17 protein-coding genes and 5 tRNA genes are annotated in these 15,973 nt (G+C 60.3%); 14 read left to right on the plus strand and 8 right to left on the minus strand.

Annotated features, from left to right (window positions below):
* Nucleotides 1–68: 68 nt before the first annotated feature.
* From HX875_RS12245 to HX875_RS12260, 4 genes are all read left to right on the plus strand, one after another.
* A tRNA-Asn gene (locus tag HX875_RS12245) sits at nt 69–144 on the plus strand.
* A gap of 9 nt (nt 145–153) precedes the next feature.
* Nucleotides 154–230: transfer RNA gene (locus tag HX875_RS12250), tRNA-Pro, on the plus strand.
* A 5-nt stretch (nt 231–235) separates the two neighbouring features.
* Nucleotides 236–311 (plus strand) — tRNA-Lys (locus HX875_RS12255).
* 94 nt (nt 312–405) lie between these two features.
* Nucleotides 406–482, plus strand: a tRNA-Pro gene (locus tag HX875_RS12260).
* A gap of 192 nt (nt 483–674) precedes the next feature.
* Here HX875_RS12260 and HX875_RS12265 read toward each other — a convergent pair.
* The 3 genes from HX875_RS12265 to HX875_RS12275 form a co-directional block, all read right to left on the minus strand.
* Nucleotides 675–1,973 carry an NAD(P)/FAD-dependent oxidoreductase gene (locus HX875_RS12265; RefSeq protein WP_177043387.1) on the minus strand — a complete coding sequence of 433 codons (1,299 nt, stop codon included), beginning with the start codon at nt 1,971–1,973 and terminating at the stop codon, nt 675–677.
* Nucleotides 1,974–2,033: 60 nt separating this feature from the next.
* A complete protein-coding gene (locus HX875_RS12270; protein WP_177043388.1) occupies nt 2,034–2,207 on the minus strand; it encodes a DUF3094 family protein in 174 nt (57 codons plus the stop codon).
* Between the two features lie 89 nt (nt 2,208–2,296).
* Nucleotides 2,297–2,926 carry a DUF1780 domain-containing protein gene (locus HX875_RS12275; RefSeq protein WP_008437312.1) on the minus strand — a complete coding sequence of 210 codons (630 nt, stop codon included), beginning with the start codon at nt 2,924–2,926 and terminating at the stop codon, nt 2,297–2,299.
* A gap of 102 nt (nt 2,927–3,028) precedes the next feature.
* Here HX875_RS12275 and HX875_RS12280 point away from each other — a divergent pair, with 102 nt between their 5' ends.
* The 3 genes from HX875_RS12280 (at nt 3,029) to HX875_RS12290 (ending at nt 4,463) form a co-directional block, all read left to right on the plus strand.
* A complete protein-coding gene (locus tag HX875_RS12280; RefSeq protein WP_177043389.1) occupies nt 3,029–3,496 on the plus strand; it encodes an FAD/FMN-containing dehydrogenase in 468 nt (155 codons plus the stop codon).
* Nucleotides 3,493–4,182, plus strand: a complete 690-nt coding sequence (locus tag HX875_RS12285; RefSeq protein WP_177043390.1) for an energy-coupling factor ABC transporter permease — start codon at nt 3,493–3,495, stop codon at nt 4,180–4,182. Before HX875_RS12280 ends, HX875_RS12285 begins: the two co-directional genes overlap by 4 nt.
* A gap of 65 nt (nt 4,183–4,247) precedes the next feature.
* Complete coding sequence (locus HX875_RS12290) at nt 4,248–4,463, plus strand: hypothetical protein (RefSeq protein WP_003215917.1); 216 nt, start codon at nt 4,248–4,250, stop codon at nt 4,461–4,463.
* Here HX875_RS12290 and yacG read toward each other — a convergent pair.
* Genes yacG through HX875_RS12310 form a run of 4 tightly spaced genes read right to left on the minus strand, consistent with a single transcriptional unit; the run spans nt 4,460 to nt 7,360 of the window.
* Complete coding sequence (gene yacG / locus HX875_RS12295; protein WP_010174995.1) at nt 4,460–4,660, minus strand: DNA gyrase inhibitor YacG; 201 nt, start codon at nt 4,658–4,660, stop codon at nt 4,460–4,462. The genes HX875_RS12290 and yacG overlap by 4 nt on opposite strands.
* Entirely contained in the window at nt 4,657–5,280 is a 624-nt protein-coding gene (gene coaE, locus HX875_RS12300) for a dephospho-CoA kinase (RefSeq protein WP_177043391.1), read from the minus strand. The genes yacG and coaE overlap by 4 nt, the downstream gene beginning before the upstream one ends.
* On the minus strand, nt 5,277–6,155 hold the full coding sequence (locus HX875_RS12305; protein ID WP_371321478.1) for a prepilin peptidase: 879 nt from the start codon (nt 6,153–6,155) through the stop codon (nt 5,277–5,279). The genes coaE and HX875_RS12305 overlap by 4 nt, the downstream gene beginning before the upstream one ends.
* Complete coding sequence (locus HX875_RS12310; RefSeq protein ID WP_177043393.1) at nt 6,152–7,360, minus strand: type II secretion system F family protein; 1,209 nt, start codon at nt 7,358–7,360, stop codon at nt 6,152–6,154. Before HX875_RS12310 ends, HX875_RS12305 begins: the two co-directional genes overlap by 4 nt.
* Nucleotides 7,361–7,561: 201 nt before the next feature.
* Here HX875_RS12310 and HX875_RS12315 point away from each other — a divergent pair, with 201 nt between their 5' ends.
* The 4 genes from HX875_RS12315 (at nt 7,562) to HX875_RS12330 (ending at nt 10,025) form a co-directional block, all read left to right on the plus strand.
* Nucleotides 7,562–7,975, plus strand: coding sequence for a pilin (locus HX875_RS12315; RefSeq protein WP_177043515.1), 414 nt, complete (start codon nt 7,562–7,564; stop codon nt 7,973–7,975).
* An 86-nt stretch (nt 7,976–8,061) separates the two neighbouring features.
* Nucleotides 8,062–9,471, plus strand: coding sequence for an O-antigen ligase family protein (locus HX875_RS12320; protein ID WP_177043394.1), 1,410 nt, complete (start codon nt 8,062–8,064; stop codon nt 9,469–9,471).
* 39 nt (nt 9,472–9,510) lie between these two features.
* Nucleotides 9,511–9,583: transfer RNA gene (locus tag HX875_RS12325), tRNA-Thr, on the plus strand.
* Between the two features lie 136 nt (nt 9,584–9,719).
* A complete protein-coding gene (locus HX875_RS12330; protein ID WP_008437299.1) occupies nt 9,720–10,025 on the plus strand; it encodes a DUF6388 family protein in 306 nt (101 codons plus the stop codon).
* 134 nt (nt 10,026–10,159) lie between these two features.
* Here HX875_RS12330 and nadC read toward each other — a convergent pair whose 3' ends face one another.
* Nucleotides 10,160–11,008: a carboxylating nicotinate-nucleotide diphosphorylase gene (nadC, locus tag HX875_RS12335; protein WP_177043395.1), complete on the minus strand. Its 849-nt coding sequence runs from the start codon at nt 11,006–11,008 to the stop codon at nt 10,160–10,162.
* Between the two features lie 282 nt (nt 11,009–11,290).
* On the opposite strand from nadC, the gene HX875_RS12340 reads away from it, so the two are divergent.
* From HX875_RS12340 to ampE, 3 genes are all read left to right on the plus strand, one after another.
* Nucleotides 11,291–13,450 carry a DUF1631 domain-containing protein gene (locus HX875_RS12340; protein WP_177043396.1) on the plus strand — a complete coding sequence of 720 codons (2,160 nt, stop codon included), beginning with the start codon at nt 11,291–11,293 and terminating at the stop codon, nt 13,448–13,450.
* Nucleotides 13,451–13,511: 61 nt separating this feature from the next.
* The gene (gene ampD / locus HX875_RS12345) at nt 13,512–14,075 is read left to right on the plus strand and encodes a 1,6-anhydro-N-acetylmuramyl-L-alanine amidase AmpD (protein WP_177043397.1); all 564 of its coding nucleotides are present in this window, start codon (nt 13,512–13,514) and stop codon (nt 14,073–14,075) included.
* Entirely contained in the window at nt 14,072–14,908 is an 837-nt protein-coding gene (ampE, locus tag HX875_RS12350) for a regulatory signaling modulator protein AmpE (RefSeq protein ID WP_177043398.1), read from the plus strand. The genes ampD and ampE overlap by 4 nt, the downstream gene beginning before the upstream one ends.
* Nucleotides 14,909–15,973: the final 1,065 nt, after the last annotated feature.

The following is a 15,973-nucleotide window of genomic DNA, read 5'->3' on the forward strand; positions in this document are numbered from 1 at the left end:
AACGTAGCGATACGGAAGCGTCGAAGAGAAGGTAACAAGCAACAACGTAACACTTTGAAATATGTAGTTCCGTGATAGCTCAGTCGGTAGAGCAAATGACTGTTAATCATTGGGTCCCAGGTTCGAGTCCTGGTCACGGAGCCAATTTCAAACCGGGGTATAGCGCAGTCCGGTAGCGCGCCTGCTTTGGGAGCAGGATGTCAGGAGTTCGAATCCCCTTACCCCGACCATATTTGGGTCGTTAGCTCAGTTGGTAGAGCAGTTGGCTTTTAACCAATTGGTCGTAGGTTCGAATCCCACACGACCCACCATTTTTGAGACCAGTTAACGCTGGAATCGAATCTTAAGATCAGAGGCCAAAAGCGCTGATCGAAGAAGGCGACTGAAAGGTCGCCTTTTTTTTACCGGGGTATAGCGCAGTCCGGTAGCGCGCCTGCTTTGGGAGCAGGATGTCAGGAGTTCGAATCCCCTTACCCCGACCATATTAAAAATCCTCGTATCGAAAGATACGGGGATTTTTTTTGCCCGCGAAAATCCTGGGTTCACCACAAAAAAATGTGGGAGCGGGCTTGCTCGCGAAAGCGGTGTGTCAGTCAGTACATCTGGCACTGAACCACCGCTTTCGCGAGCAAGCCCGCTCCCACACTAACCGCGCCCCATCCGGGGCCGTGTTATCAGTGCAATTTAAGGCGCGGCTCGGTCCCTCGCCCAATCTTGCTCCCCAGCATCAGCATCGCCGTGCGGAAGAAGCCATACAGCGCCATCTGGTGCATGCGGTACAGCGACACATAGAACATCCGCGCCAGCCAGCCTTCCAGCATCACGCTGCCCGTCAGGTTGCCCATCAAGTTACCCACCGCCGAAAAACGCGACAGTGAGATCAGCGAACCGTAGTCGGTGTACTTGTACGACGGCAGGTCCTTGCCCTCGATCCGCAGTTTCAGCGACTTGGCCAGCAAGGACGCCTGCTGGTGAGCTGCCTGGGCCCGTGGCGGCACGTTGCGATCGGTGCCAGGTTGCGGACAGGCCGCGCAGTCACCAAAGGCGAAGATGTTCTCGTCGCGAGTGGTTTGCAGGGTCGGCAGCACTTGCAGCTGGTTGATACGGTTGGTTTCCAGGCCGTCGATATCCTTGAGGAACCCTGGTGCGCGAATCCCGGCGGCCCAGACCTTGAGGCTGGCGGGAATCACCTGGCCGCTGCTGGTGATCAGGGCGTCGGCAGTCACCTCGCTCACGGCGGAGTTGGTCAGTACGGTCACCCCAAGTTTCTCCAGGGTTTTGTGCACCGGCCCGCCGATACGCTCCGGCAGGGCAGGTAGCACCCGTGGGCCGGCTTCGATCAGGGTGATGTGCATGTTTTCCGGTTTGATCTTGTCCAGGCCGTAGGCCGCCAGTTCATGGGCCGCGTTATGCAGCTCGGCGGCCAGCTCGACCCCGGTAGCACCGGCACCGACGATGGCGACGCTGATCTGCTCCACCACATCCGTTTGCCCGGCATGGGCCCGCAGATAGTGGTTGAGCAACTGCTGGTGGAAACGCTCGGCCTGTTTGCGGGTGTCGAGGAACAGGCAGTGCTGTGCTGCGCCCTCGGTGCCGAAGTCATTGGTGGTGCTGCCGACCGCGATCACCAGGCTGTCGTAGCCCAGCACGCGTGCAGGCACCAGTTCCCGACCTTCTTCGTCGAGGGTGGCGGCCAGCTGGATTTTTTTCTGCTCGCGATCAAGCCCGCTCATGCGCCCCAGCTGGAACTCGAAGTGGTTCCATTTGGCCTGGGCAACATAATTGAGTTCATCTTCCGAAGAGTTCAGCGAACCGGCCGCCACCTCGTGGAGCAAGGGTTTCCAGATATGGGTAAGGTTGGCGTCCACCAGCGTGATGCTGGCGGTGCCGCGCTTGCCCAGAGTCTTACCCAGGCGGGTAGCCAACTCCAGGCCGCCGGCGCCGCCGCCGACGATAATAATACGATGGGTCATGGGGATATCTCGCAAGGCTAAAAGAAATCGGTGCGGTTACCCGTGCGAGCGCAAGGCAGCTCATAGCGTCAGGTAACTCAAAAGGCGGCTCAGCAAACCCATGCCGATCACTGCAACCAGCACCACGGCAAGGAGCAGCCAGGGCCGGAAAGGCTTGCGCTCGACTTGGTTCTGGGACAGTTGCAGGTACTCTTCGACATGCTGTTGGTCGTCGGGGTTCAGGCGGCTGGTCATAAAGGCCTCGTCAGGTAGACGTTGCTAAAGGGCGCCACGTTACAGTCGTGTGATTGGCGGCATTGCAGGAAGCATAGTCGCCAACCCGATCACAGGCTGATGCCCACATCGAACACTATGCTGCGCCCCAGATTGTTGCGCAAGAAGTCCGGAGCGTCCGGATGAGCAAACAATACGCGGGCAAATGTCGGGCCGACCAGGGACAACGAGCGCCAGCCCTGGCGCAGGTACTCGGTGGGCGGTGGAAAATGGCTGTTGAGGTCCAGCACTTCGCGCTTGAGACTGGCGAAGGCGATCAGGTCCAGCTCCCCCAGGTCCATCCCGCGCTCCTTATAGTTATGAGCCTTCTTGCGCAGGGTGGGTGCCAGGCGCAGCAGGAATTCGTGGGCGGGAATGCGCCGCGGCTTGGCTTCGCGCCGAACCAGTTGGCTCAGGGAAAAGGCACTGCGTCGACGCAGCAGTTCGTCGCGCCACTCGTCGTTCAGGCGCCGGCCTTCGTCGAGTACGAAAAACACCTCGAAACTGGCGTCGCGAAACAACACATCCGGCGGCTCTTGCCCGGCGGCGTGGAATTCTTCGGCACGGTAGGGCACGTTCAAACCTTGCAAAAGGCGCTGGCAGACCCAACGCTCACGCTCCCATTTGCGGGCATTGGACAGGAACGCATTGGCTTGTTCGGCCGCTACGGTGAGCAGGCGCAAATAATCTGAGTCATCCATGTCACCAGCTTAGCGTCCAAATGATGACCGCAGGAAGTCCCGCGTCAAAAGGTCGGTGTAGACTGGCCGCTCGACCGTTTCCCGTGCTGAGAGGTGCGTGCAGTGAAGTTTTTTGTGGTGCTGTTCTTGAGTCTTCTGCCCTTGTGGGCCCAGGCCGTCGAGGTCGGTGAGCGTGTTGCACCCTGGACGTTGCTTGACCAGTTCGACCAGGCCTACACCCTGGATGACCAGGCGCAAACCCTGCTCGTCGCCCGCAGCATGGACGCGGCCAAAATCGTCGATGCGGCGTTGCAAGGCCACCCCAAGGGTTATCTGGAGGCGCGGCATACCGTGTTTCTCGCGGATATCCAGCGTATGCCCCGGCTGATTGCGAAGCTGTTCGCGGTGCCGGCGATGCAGGCCTACAACTATCGCGTCATGCTGGACCGCGATGCGCGCATAACGCCGCGCTATCCGGCGCCTGTGGATAAAGTCCTGTGGCTGCAACTGAACCACGGCACGCTGGTGGCGCAGCACGAATACGCTTCCGCCGCTGAACTGCGCCAGGCCCTGGAGCAGGTGCAGCCGTGATCAGCGCAGCGGTGCTGGCGCCGGAAACCCTCAGCATCGGCTGGCTGCTGTATGCGCCGGTAGTGATGTGGGCGCTCCTGCGTTCGCCGTGGGTCGAACTGTTTGCCGACCGGCGGCGCCAGCATTTACTGTTTGGTACCGTGTTTGCGCTGTTTATGTTGTGGTTAGTGCGCCGGGATTTCGACACCGGTGTGTCCTACCACTTCATCGGCATGACTGCCGTGACCTTGTTGCTCGATTGGCCCCTGGCCATCGTCGGCGGGTTTGCCGCGCAGTTGGGCCTGGTGTTGCTCGGTCGCCAGGACCTGGCCGCCGTGGGCATCAACGGCATGCTGTTGATCCTGTTGCCGGTGCTGGTCACCGAAGGCTGTGCGCTGCTGGTGGAACGGGCGAAACCGCGTAATCCCTTTGTGTATATCTTCTGTTCGGGCTTTTTCGCCGCCGCGCTGTCGGCGTTGCTGTGCCTGCTGGTTGGCCTGGGGTTGCTATGGTTCGACGGCCGTTTCGCGATGCCGGAGTGGATCGAGGATTTCGTCGGCTACCTGTGGCTGATCATTTTCCCCGAGGCCTTTATCAACGGCATGGTGATCAGCGCCCTGGTGGTGTTTTGCCCTGAGTGGCTGGAGACATTCAACCGCACCCGCTACCTCTCGGCGCCCTGGAAGGACGACGATCCACGGCCTTGATCCAGGTCAAATCCTGTACACGTGAGTGGTCGCATGCTCTGCAAAATTTCCAGGAGCACGGAATCATGAGTGTGTATGAGTGGGCACGGCAGGAGTTACGTAGAAGCCAGGACGCGGCGCAGGAAATCGGCTTTGACCCGGGCTTGACCCTGCGCGCCATGCTCAGCGCGGTGGTGCAGCAGAGCAAGGGCGTACGCAGTTTTGAAGACCTGGCCGACGAGCTGCAATACCTTGCAGAGAATCTCGACGACCAGCAGGACTATGGCTTTATGCGGCCTTAGTGTTTGGGCTGAAAGTCTTCGGAGAACAGTTCGTCCTCGGCGTCCGGGCTGACCGGAATCTTGTGTTCTTCCGACGCCCAGGCGCCCAGGTCGATCAGTTTGCAACGGTCCGAGCAGAACGGGCGGTTGGGGTTGGTCGCTTTCCATTCCACGGGCGCGCCGCAGGTTGGGCATTCGACGGTCAAGGGTTGGCTCATGATCGGCCTCCACGCAAAGTAAGGTAAAAGTGGTGCAGTCGCTCGACCTCGGCATGCAGCCGGGCCAGGTCCTGGTCGTTGACCAGCACGTCATCGGCATGGCGCAGGCGGTCTTCACGGGTGGCCTGGGCCTTGAGAATCGCCTGCACCTGCTCTTCGCTGATGCCATCGCGCTGCAGGGTACGCTGAATCTGCAACGATTGCGGCACGTCGATCACCAGTACGCGCTGGGTCATGGTGTACTGGCCGGACTCGATCAGCAACGGTGACACCAGGATCGCGTAAGGCGATTGTGCGCGGGCCAGATGGCTGCGAATCTCCTCGTTGATCAACGGGTGCAGCAACGCCTCCAGCCAACGGCGTTCGTTGGGTACTTCAAAGATCAGCTTGCGCAACGCCCCGCGGTCCAGTTGCCCGTCAGGTTGCAGCACGCCCTCACCGAAATGCGCGGCAATCTGCACCAGGGCAGGGCGCCCGGGTTCGACGACCCAGCGCGCGGCGTGGTCGGCGTCAATCAAGTCCACGCCAAGCCGCACGAAGTGTTCGGCTGCCGCGCTTTTGCCACTGCCGATGCCGCCAGTGAGGCCAAGAATCCAGGGTGTTGCAACAGAAGTGGTCATCTGAAACCGACAGACTGCAAATAGAAGTCGGTTATTTGACCACCCCAGAGCAATGCAATCCAGCCGGCAATTGCCAGATACGGACCAAAAGGCATTGGCGTGGAGGCTTGGGCTTTGCGCAGGCGCAATAGAATCAGGCCACCCATCACGCCCACCATGGATGACAGCAGCAGCGTCATCGGCAGGATTTGCCAGCCGCCCCAGGCACCGAGCATTGCCAGCAGCTTGAAATCACCGTACCCCATACCGTCCTTGCCGGTGATCAGCTTGAACAGCCAGAAAACCGACCACAGGCTCATGTAACCGGCTACCGCGCCCCATAACGCATCGGGCAACGACACAAAAGCGCCGAAGCTGTTGAGGATCAATCCCAGCCACAGCAATGGCAGTATCAGTGCGTCCGGCAGCAGTTGGTGGTCTACGTCGATCAGGCTCATTGCCAGCAGGCCCCAGCTCAATACCAGCACTGCGCCGGCCTCCCAGCCAAAGCCGAAATGCCAGGCGACAACCGCCGAGATCAATCCACATGCCAACTCGGTGAACGGATAGCGCGCGCCGATCGGTTGATGGCAGCTCGAGCACCGCCCCTTGAGCAGCAGGTAGCTGAGCAGCGGGATATTCTCCCAGGGCCGAATCGGGTGGTTGCAGTGGGGGCAGCAGGAGTTGGGCCGCATCAGGTTGTAGGGGGCGGCCACCGGCTCGGCGGGCAGGCCAAGGACTTCATGGGCCTGGGCTCGCCACTCGCGCTCCAGCATCTTCGGCAGGCGCCATACCAGCACGTTGAGAAAACTGCCGACAATCAGGCCCAGCACCAGCGCAGCCGATACGAACACCCATGGCTGATAAACCAGGATTTCAGTCAATGGCGTGCTCAAAAGGCAGTACCGAGCAGGAAGATCGGCAGGTACATGGCGAGTACCAAGGCCCCGACGATGCCCCCGAGTACCACCATGATCAGCGGTTCCATCAGGCTGGTGAGGTTGTCCACCAGATTGTCGACGTCGGCTTCGTAGTGGCTGGCGACTTTTTCCAGCATGGTGTCGAGGGTGCCCGACTCCTCGCCGATAGCGGTCATCTGGATCGCCATGCCAGGAAACAGACCGCTTGTGGCCATGGATTCATTCAATTGGGTTCCGGTTGATACGTCGTGCCGCATGCGATTGATTGCCTGTTTGAACAGCCCATTGCCCGTGGCGCCGGCCACTGAGTCCAGTGCTTGCACCAACGGCACACCGGCAGCAAAGGTGGTGGAGAGCGTACGGGCGTAACGGGCGACCGCCGATTTTTTCAGCAGTGTGCCTGCCACGGGGGCTTTCAACAAACTGGCATCGAGCCAGTAGCGAAAGCCCGTGGATGCACCATAGGCTTTGCGCAACCCGATGAAACTGGTTCCTGCGGCCAGCATCAGCACCCACCCGTTTTGCTGGATGAACTCCGACAGGCTGATGACGCCCAGGGTAAAGCCCGGCAGTGGCGCATCGACGCCGGCAAACAGGCTTTGGAACTGCGGCACGACGTGTATCAGCAAGATCGCGCTGACGACGGTGGCGACTGCCAGCACCGTGATGGGATAGGTCATGGCTTTCTTGATTTTGGCTTTCAGCTGCTGGCTTTTTTCCAGGTGAATGGCGACCCGTTCCAGCAGTGCTTCGAGCGCGCCCGCCTGCTCGCCTGCTGCGATCAGATTGCAGTACAGCTCATCGAAGTAGCGTGGCTGTTTTTGCAGCGCGGCTGCCAGGCTGCTGCCGGCGGCGATCTCCTTTTTCAAACCTTGTACCAGTGCCCGCATGTGCCGGTTTTCGACCCCTTCGGTAATGATGTCCAGCGCCTGCAACAGTGCAATGCCGGCCTTTAGCAGCGTTGCCAACTGGCGGGTGAAGAGGGCGATCTCTGTCGATTTGACCGGAGCTGCTAGGCTCGGCCAACCCCTGAATTTTTTCCGCACCCGCCCGGGGCTGATCCCTTGCTGGCGTAACAGGGCCTTGATCAATGCAGGATTATGGCCACTGGTTTCTCCAGATACTTTGTGCCCTTTGCGGTTGACGCCTTCCCAGGCATAGATCGCTGAAACATCATTCATTTCGCAGTTCCGCACGCCGACAGTGGAAGTTTTATAGCTTAGTCAGGTGACGGATTGGGGCCTGGGCGTCTTGAGCGAAAAAATGTCAGTTTGTGCGTCTTGTACAGGATTGGCTGCGCGGGGATGAGTACACTGGCGCGGTTACCGAGACGGGGTGCAGGATGCACCTTGCGACAGGTTTTATTCTGGAGAGTGAATGTGATGCGTCAGAAAGGCTTTACCTTGATCGAATTGTTGATCGTCGTGGCGATCATCGGCATTTTGGCCACCATCGGCCTGCCCATGTACACCAAGCACCAGGCCAAGGCCAAGTTCACTGCCGGGCTGGCTGAAATCTCCGCGTTGAAGGCGGGCTTTGAAGACACGCTGAACCAAGGTACGCCGCCGACCCTGGCGTTGATTGGCGGGACCAGCCCCACCGCCAACTGCAAGATTGACGTGACCGGCGATGTCGCCACCGGTGCCGGCACCATTGCCTGCGAAATCCTCGATGCACCCGCACCGGTCCTGAGCAAGAGCATCACCTTGACCCGCAGCGCCACAACCGGCTGGAAGTGCGTCACCACGGCAGAAGATCAATACGCTGCCAAAGGGTGTGCCTCCGGCGGTGCATGATCGCAAGGTCGTCTACTGTTTAGCCAACAATGGAGAGCGCGTGCGTAAACCGCTCCACATCCGCCACAAGGAAGTAGAGGTTGCCGATGACGTTGTCTGTCCAGCAGCGGGGGAGCACATTCCTCGTCGTGGTGATGTGTTTGCTGACCCTGGCTATTTGCGCGCCTTTCAGCAGTCACGACTGGCAACGTGTGGTGCAGATATCGGTGGCGGTGTGTGCCGTGGTGTATGGGCTGTGCTCGCCGCGGGCAGACCGATGCGTCGATAGGCCGACAGCCGTCGGAGTGTTACTGATTGGGGTGATGGGCCTGGCTTCTGCCGTATTGGCCCATCAGCCGGTCTGGGCCTTGACCGAGCTGGCGCTGGCAATCAGTTGTTGCGCCATTGCCGTTACTTTCAGCCGGGTCAGGCGCAAGGGGGATGAGTCCCTGGATCGCGTGTTGATCCTGTTCGTATTGTTGCTGTGCCTGATCAAAAGTATTCAGTATCTGCATGCTGGCATCCTCGCGTTTTCCAGCGGTGCAGCGGTATTGGACCCGGATCTGCTGCTTTCGGGGTTTTCCAATAAGCGCTTTTATGGGCAATTCCAGACCTTCACCCTGCCGCTGTTGGCACTTCCCTTGCTGATTTCAACTACCTCGCGTACAGCGCGGGCAATGGTGTTTGCGCTGCTCTGTGCCTGGTGGCTGATCGCGATCGCTGGCGGCACCCGTGGCACGTGGCTCGGTATGGGCATCGCCGGCTCCATGCTGGTGTTTTTTGGAGCGTCGGGGCGGCGCTGGCTGGCCTGGCAGTTGGCGGCGCTGGCCTGCGGGTTATTGCTGTATTGGTGGGTGTTCACTGTGCTGGCAGGTTACCTGGGGATTGAAGTTTCCAATGCTGCCGCAGACCGCCTGACGACCAGTTTGTCGGGGCGTGGGCCCATCTGGTGGCAGGCCTGGAGCATGATCGTTGAGCGGCCATGGCTGGGCTTCGGGCCGATGCATTTCGCCGACATCGCCAACGACATTGCCGCGCATCCTCACCAGGCGCTCCTGCAGTGGGCCAGCGAATGGGGCGTACCGTCGGCCCTGTGTGTGATCGTGTTGGTTGCGCGGGCGAGTTGGGCAACGGTGGGTGTGTTGCGTGAGCGTGCGTTGTCGTTGGCGCCCGTGGATCTGCTGCGCCTGTGTCTGTTTGGCGCACTGGTGGGGGCTTTGACCCAGTCCATGGTGGACGGGGTGATTGTGATGCCAGTTTCGCAACTCTGGCTGGCGTTGGTGGTGGGCTGGCTGATGGCATTGCATGTGTGGCGAACTCCACCGGTCGCCCCGGCGCCGATGTTTTACAGGACCTGGCTGGCGGCGAGTGTCGTGGCCATCGGCTTGCTGGTGTTCGTCGCGACTCGTGACGTGCCCCACCTCACGCAACGTAGCGAGCACTATATGAAACTGAGTGACGGTCATCTGCAGCCACGCTTTTGGGTGCAGGGCGTGATTGCCCTCGAAAAGCAGTGAGTTGCCGGACGTCCAAGGCAGTGCTAGCTTTAGCCCACCGCCCGTGTAGCTCAGTCGGTAGAGCAGCGCACTCGTAACGCGAAGGTCGCAGGTTCGATTCCTGTCTCGGGCAAAAAGGCAACACAGTTTTCAGATGATCCCAGAATGGTTCTGAAGGCCAGACGAACCGGTATTCATGCCTGTTCTTTTGTATCTGCGCGACCTTGATGACCCAGATGCATCCCCATTCCTCGATCTAAGAGAACGACATGACCACACAAGAAATGACCCAGGAAGCGCGGCACGAAGCAGCCCTCAAAAAGTACGTGGCGGAGTCGCCGGAACTGCTGGATGAGATCAAGGACCTGAGCGCCGATGATCAAAGGGACCAGATCCAATGGGCATTTGAGGATGAGGCCGAGGCTCAGGGCCTGCAGCCATGGGAATTGACCCTGAAGTACACCTCCACCCCCGAAGCGTTCGAGGCGGCGCGCCTGGCGTTGCACAAGGAGGCTGCCGAGGTGCTGGGTGTCGACTGGAACGAGTATTGCGGGATGAATAATCTCGCGATCTGACACAAGTTTAATGTGGCGAGGGAGCTTGCTCCCGCTGGAGTGCGCAGCGCTCCCAAGGTTTTTGGGGTCGCTTCGCAACCCAGCGGGAGCAAGCTCCCTCGCCACAAAAGCATGCGCTTACATTTAAAGGCGTTTCAGAGACTCAACCGCATCGACAAATCCACCGCCTTCACATCCTTGGTCATCGCTCCGATGGAGATGTAGTCCACGCCGGTTTCAGCGATGGGCAGCAAGGTGCTTTCGTTAATTCCGCCGCTGGCCTCCAGCTTGGCCTTGCCGCCGTTCAGGCGCACCGCTTCGCGCATGTCATCCAGGCTCAGCTCATCGAGCATGATGATGTCGGCGCCCGCCGCCAATGCTTCGCGCAGTTCCTCCAGGCTTTCCACTTCGATTTCCACCGGCTTGCCCGGGGCGATCTTGTGGGCGGCGCTGATGGCCTGGGCAATGCCACCGCAGGCCGCGATGTGGTTTTCCTTGATCAGGAACGCGTCATACAGGCCGATGCGATGGTTATGGCAACCGCCGCAGGTCACCGCGTACTTCTGCGCCAGGCGCAGGCCGGGCAGGGTCTTGCGGGTGTCCAGCAGCTTGACTTGGGTAGACGCGACAAAGTCCGCCAAATATTGGGCGCGGGTGGCAACGCCTGACAGCAGTTGCAGGAAATTCAGCGCACAACGCTCGCCACTGAGCAGCGAACGGGCCGGGCCTTCCAGGTGAAACAGCGCCTGGTTCGGGCTGACGCGCTCACCGTCGCGCACCTGCCAATGCACCGCAACGCGGGGGTCCAGCTGGCGAAACACCGCATCCACCCAGGCCGTGCCGCTGATAACGGCGGCATCGCGCGTAATGATCGTGGCCTTGGCCAGGCGTTCGGCCGGGATCAGTTGTGCGGTGATATCCCCACTGCCGATGTCTTCCAGCAGTGCGCGACGCACGTTGGCTTCGATTTCGGCGGTCAGGTCGGCTAGACGAAGATTGGGCATAACAGGCTCCACAAACAAAGTGCCTGGATTATAGGGGCAGGGCGGGCCTGAACCCAAGGCAAGCAAGTACCCCTGACGCGGCTTGTGCTGCTCATTTGCGCGGCCATCACAGAGTTTGCTGGCGCAACAACCCCCATTTGCAAGATAATCTCGCGCCTTGCAATTGGCGTCATAGCTTTGACGTCGCAGTGATAGCCCGATTTTCGCAGTGTTCCGGGGTGTTTGCTCCGTGACTGCACCGATCTTTCACACAATCGAATACCGCCGTTTCAGGAGGCCAGGATGCACAATGACGGGAAGGTGGTGCCGATCAATAAGGCACGGGCAACGCCATCGCCGCTTGCCCGCCTGCCGGTGGTGTTGCTTCAGGTCCGTGACAAGGCGGCGCAGCAACTCAGGCAGGGATTGCAGGAACTGTTTGATAACGCCGACGACACCTTGTTCGAAATGGCCGACAAGACCCGCAGCAATGTCGACCACGGTATTTTCTTTGAAGCCATGCGCGACTTGCGCCTCAAGCGCAAGAATTTCGAGCGTGGCTTTATGGAGCAGCTCTACGAGGCGTTTGCCAACCTTGGCACTGTGGAGCGCGGCGACCTGCAACTGATTCCGGTGGTGTCCTACACCGCGGTGTCTGGTGTTTCCGGCGATGAGCTGGAAAAAGCCGTCGCCCTTGAGGCCATGCTGGGCAAGGTGCTGCGCCGTGATGGCCTGGCCCTTGGGCAGTTGACGGCCCGGTTGAGCGCGCTGCTCGACAACCCGCTGGACGATCGGGACAACCCCCTTGGCCCGGCGATGCTGTGCGCGTTCTTCCTGCAAGCGGGACGCAGCCTTGGCGTGGAAATCCGGGTCAAGCTGATCATTCTCAAGCTGTTTGAAAAATACGTCCTCAGTGATGCCGACCTGCTGTACGGCGAAGCCAATCAGTTGTTGATCGCCACCGGCGTCTTGCCCGAACTCAAGGCCGTGCCATCGCGGCGTGCCGTCGCCACCGCTGAGTTGCCCGAAGACGCGCCCCCCGTTGCCGAACACCCCGCCGACGACAGTGGGCAGGAAGTCTTCGCGGCGCTGCAGGAGTTGTTGTCTGCCGTGCGCGGCAGTGTGGCCCCCACCCTCGAGGCCAGTGCCGAGACCCAGCCGATTTCCACCCGCGACCTGCTGCGCCTGCTCTCCCATTTGCAGCAATACGTGCCCGCGCCCGAGGTCGAGGATGATTTCGACCTGCGCAACCAGCTTGAACAGCTGCTGACCCGAGTCAGCGTCAAGAGCGGCAAGTCGCGGGTGGTGGAGGATGCTGACGAGGATGTGATCAACCTGATCGCCATGCTCTTCGAGTTCATCCTCAACGACGGCACGGTGCCCGAGTCCCTCAAGGCGTTGATTGCCCGCCTGCAGATTCCGATGCTGAAGGTGGCGGTACTGGACAAGAGCTTTTTCAGCCGCGCCAATCATCCGGCGCGGCGCCTGCTCAATGAAATCGCCGCGGCCGCCATGGGCTGGAGCCGACGCGACGACTATCAGCGTGACAGCCTGTACCTGCACATCGAGCAGGTGGTGCAGCGGTTGTTGAACGACTTTGTGGATGACCCGGCGATTTTCTCCCAGCTGTTGGCGGAGTTCACCGCGTTCAGCCATGACGAGCGACGCCGCAGCGAATTGCTGGAACAACGCACCCGCGATGCGGAAGAGGGGCGCGCCCGTACCGAAATCGCCCGTCAGCGGGTGGCCGAGGCCCTCAATCGGCGGTTGCTGGGCAAAATGCTGCCCGCGTTCGTCGTGCAGTTCCTGCAGCAAGCCTGGAGCCAGGTGCTGTTGCTGGCGTGCCTGAAACATGGCGATGACTCGCCGCAATGGGCAGCCGGGCTGCGCACCATGGACGAGTTGATCTGGAGTGTGGGCCTGAACGAAGACACCGAAGCCGGCCGGCACTTGCTGGAGCAGTTACCGGGCTTGCTCAAGGCCTTGCGGGATGGGTTGAGCGGCGCGGCATTTGATCCCTTCATCACCCGGGATTTTTTCACCCAGTTGCAAACCCTGCATGTTCAATCGTTCCGGGGCGATGCCGGCGAACAACCTTCGTTGTCGCCGATCGAGGTGCGCGAGGCATTCGTCCTCCATCCGGCTGCACCGGCCATTGCGGTGAGCCTGCCGGAAGATGATCCCGACCTGCTCAAGGCTCGCCAATTGCGGGTCGGTTGCTGGGTCGAGTTCCAGGAAGACGCTGAAAACACCCTGCGTTGCAAGCTGACGGCGATTATTGCGCCGGGCAATACCTGTATTTTCGTCAATCGAACCGGCCTCAAGGTTCTGGAAAGAAGCCCGGTTGAACTGGCATTGGAGTTCAAGCGCGGCGCGGTGCGAACCCTGGACGATGCGCTGCTGTTCGACCGTGCCCTGGCCTCGGTGATTGGCAACCTGCGTCAACTTCATCGCGCCAAGTGATCGCAACCAGACAGCGGAACGCGGCATACTGAGTCACCCCAGCCTCGTTCAAGGAACCTGTATGCAGTTGGACCCCGCCAGCGGTTGGTGCCAGGGCATTCGTCATTGCCCCTCGCCCAACTTCAACGAGCGCCCCGGTGGCGAGATTTCCCTGTTGGTGGTGCACAACATCAGCCTGCCGCCTGCGCAATTCGCCACCGGCAAGGTGCACGAGTTTTTCCAGAATCGTCTGGATGTCACGGAACATCCCTACTTTGAAGGCATTGCCGACCTACGGGTTTCTGCGCATTTTCTGATTGAGCGTGAGGGTGCGGTGACGCAGTTTGTTTCGTGTCGGGACCGGGCCTGGCATGCTGGTATATCCAGCTTTGAAGGCCGCGAGACCTGTAACGACTTTTCCTTGGGGATCGAGCTGGAAGGTACGGACGACCTGCCTTTCACCGATGCCCAGTATCAATCCCTGATTACCCTGACGCGCCAGTTGCTGGCGGCGTACCCGGGCATTACCCGCCAGCGCATTTGTGGCCATAGCGATATCGCCCCGGGACGCAAGACCGATCCCGGACCCGCTTTTGATTGGGCGCGCTTTCGCAGCGCCTTGCAGGATGGAGGACACGCACAATGAGTTTTCTGGTGTTGGTGCTGGCGGTATGGATCGAGAAGTTCTCGGCCCTGCGCCAGCGTATACAACGTGATGGCGGTTGGCTGCGTGAGCTGGCCAAGCTGGAATCGAGCGCCAGCCTGGGCAAACAGCCGTGGCTGATACTGGCGTTGCTGGTGCTGCTGCCGGTGGCCTTGCTCGCGCTGTTGTTGCTGGTGCTGGAGCCCGTTGCCTATGGCCTGTTGGCGCTGCCGGTGCATTTGCTGGTGGTGATCTACAGCCTGGGCCGTGGCGATCTATTGGCCGGGCTGGGACCGTTTCGGGATGCCTGGCGCAGGGGTGACCTGCAAGCCGCCGAGCATGTGGCCGAGCGCGACTTGAGCATCAGCGCCGACAGTGGCGAGCAGTTGCTGGAACGGGTCCAGGGCCATCTGTTGTGGCAGGCCTACCAAAGCTTCTTTGCGGTGATTTTCTGGTACTTCCTCCTCGGGCCGGTTGCGGCCCTGGCCTACCGGCTGCTGGCGCTGGCCACCGAAAACAGCCAGAACCCGCTGGTGGCCGAACGTGCCGGGCAATTGCGCCATGCCTTCGACTGGTTGCCGGTACGCCTGCTGGCGGCAAGTTTCGCCCTGGTGGGCAACTTTGTGGCGGTCGGCCGGGTGATGCTGCATGAGCTGCTGAGCTGGGACATCACGGCGGCGCAACTGGTGGACAAGGTCGGCCTGGTGGCCGCTGAAATCCCGCCGCCGGTGGTGGGCGCCGAGGGCATCAACAGCCTCGACCGAATCTGGGAACTGCTGCTGCGCGCCGCCGTGCTGTGGTACGCCGGCTTCGCCATCTGGACCGTGCTGCCCTGATCCACCCCTGTAGGAGCGAGCTTGCTCGCTCCTTCCTCCTACCTCGTTAACCTTAAGTTACAAACCTCCTTTTCGAATTGAGCTATACAGACAGAGCGCCAAATAGTGGCTATCTGCCGCCGCCCTGCGCCCTCAATAAAAATAAAAGAAAAGGGAGTTCACCTGTGAAGAGCTTGCTCTATCCCGCCGTCGCGTTCATGAACCGCCTGACCTTCGGCATGAAGTTCAGCCTGATCAGCGTGCTGTTCCTGTTGCCCATGCTGGCTACCAATTACTACCTGGTGCGTGATTCCTGGCGTGAATTCCAGGGCACCCGCATCGAGCTGCAAAGCCTCGACCTGCTGGGCAGCAGCCTGGCCCTGCGTCGCGACCTGGAAACCTTGAACAACCAGGTGCAGATCAACGCAACCCTTGGCCAGTCGGGAAAGGCCGGTGATATCGAAGGCAAGATCGTCGCCCTTGAACAGAGCCTGTTGCAGCGCCTGCAACGCTTCCAGGCGCTGTCCGCCGACCCCGAACAAGCCGCCGCCTTCGAAGGCAAACGCGATGAAATGATCGCTGCGTTCAAGGCCCAGCAACAGGAAACCTCGCTGCTCAGCAAAAGCGCGCTGATCGGCAAACTCCTCAACAAGGCGCAAATGCTCAGCCAGATCATTGCCAGCCAGTCGGGCTTGAGCCGTGACCGCCAAGGTGACCTGCGCCAACTCAGCGAACTGATCACCAGCGTCACTCCGCTCGTCACCCAGACCCTGGGCGAAGGCCGGGCGATGGGGGCTTATTCGCTGGGCCAGGGCTTTCTCAACTCATCTTCCAGTACCCGCTTTGATGAATTGCTGCAGCAACTGGAAAAACTCCAGGCCGAATATGGCCTGAAACTGCAAGACGCCCTCGGCGCCAGCAAACCCGCTCACGCCGCCCTGGCGAGCCTGGCGGACGCGAGCAAAGCCAGCCTCAAGCAAGGCAGTGAGTTGTTCGAAGAACAGGTCGTCATGGCCGAAACCCTGGACGCCCCGTGGCAAGGGTTCTACGACGAAGTCAGCACATTGATGGCCAAGACCTATCAGT

It is taken from the genome of Pseudomonas yamanorum (assembly GCF_013386765.1).
Classification (GTDB): Bacteria; Pseudomonadota; Gammaproteobacteria; order Pseudomonadales; family Pseudomonadaceae; genus Aquipseudomonas; species Aquipseudomonas yamanorum_A.

Bases quoted from the DNA above. Each gene is read 5' to 3' on its own strand.
- HX875_RS12265 (WP_177043387.1), bottom strand. From the start codon at position 1,973: ATGACCCATCGTATTATTATCGTCGGCGGCGGCGCCGGCGGCCTGGAG.
- HX875_RS12270 (WP_177043388.1), bottom strand. From the start codon at position 2,207: ATGACCAGCCGCCTGAACCCCGACGACCAACAGCATGTCGAAGAGTAC.
- HX875_RS12275 (WP_008437312.1), bottom strand. From the start codon at position 2,926: ATGGATGACTCAGATTATTTGCGCCTGCTCACCGTAGCGGCCGAACAA.
- HX875_RS12290 (WP_003215917.1), top strand. From the start codon at position 4,248: ATGAGTGTGTATGAGTGGGCACGGCAGGAGTTACGTAGAAGCCAGGAC.
- yacG (WP_010174995.1), bottom strand. From the start codon at position 4,660: ATGAGCCAACCCTTGACCGTCGAATGCCCAACCTGCGGCGCGCCCGTG.
- coaE (WP_177043391.1), bottom strand. From the start codon at position 5,280: ATGACCACTTCTGTTGCAACACCCTGGATTCTTGGCCTCACTGGCGGC.
- HX875_RS12310 (WP_177043393.1), bottom strand. From the start codon at position 7,360: ATGAATGATGTTTCAGCGATCTATGCCTGGGAAGGCGTCAACCGCAAA.
- HX875_RS12315 (WP_177043515.1), top strand. From the start codon at position 7,562: ATGCGTCAGAAAGGCTTTACCTTGATCGAATTGTTGATCGTCGTGGCG.
- HX875_RS12320 (WP_177043394.1), top strand. From the start codon at position 8,062: ATGACGTTGTCTGTCCAGCAGCGGGGGAGCACATTCCTCGTCGTGGTG.
- HX875_RS12330 (WP_008437299.1), top strand. From the start codon at position 9,720: ATGACCACACAAGAAATGACCCAGGAAGCGCGGCACGAAGCAGCCCTC.
- nadC (WP_177043395.1), bottom strand. From the start codon at position 11,008: ATGCCCAATCTTCGTCTAGCCGACCTGACCGCCGAAATCGAAGCCAAC.
- HX875_RS12340 (WP_177043396.1), top strand. From the start codon at position 11,291: ATGCACAATGACGGGAAGGTGGTGCCGATCAATAAGGCACGGGCAACG.
- ampD (WP_177043397.1), top strand. From the start codon at position 13,512: ATGCAGTTGGACCCCGCCAGCGGTTGGTGCCAGGGCATTCGTCATTGC.
- ampE (WP_177043398.1), top strand. From the start codon at position 14,072: ATGAGTTTTCTGGTGTTGGTGCTGGCGGTATGGATCGAGAAGTTCTCG.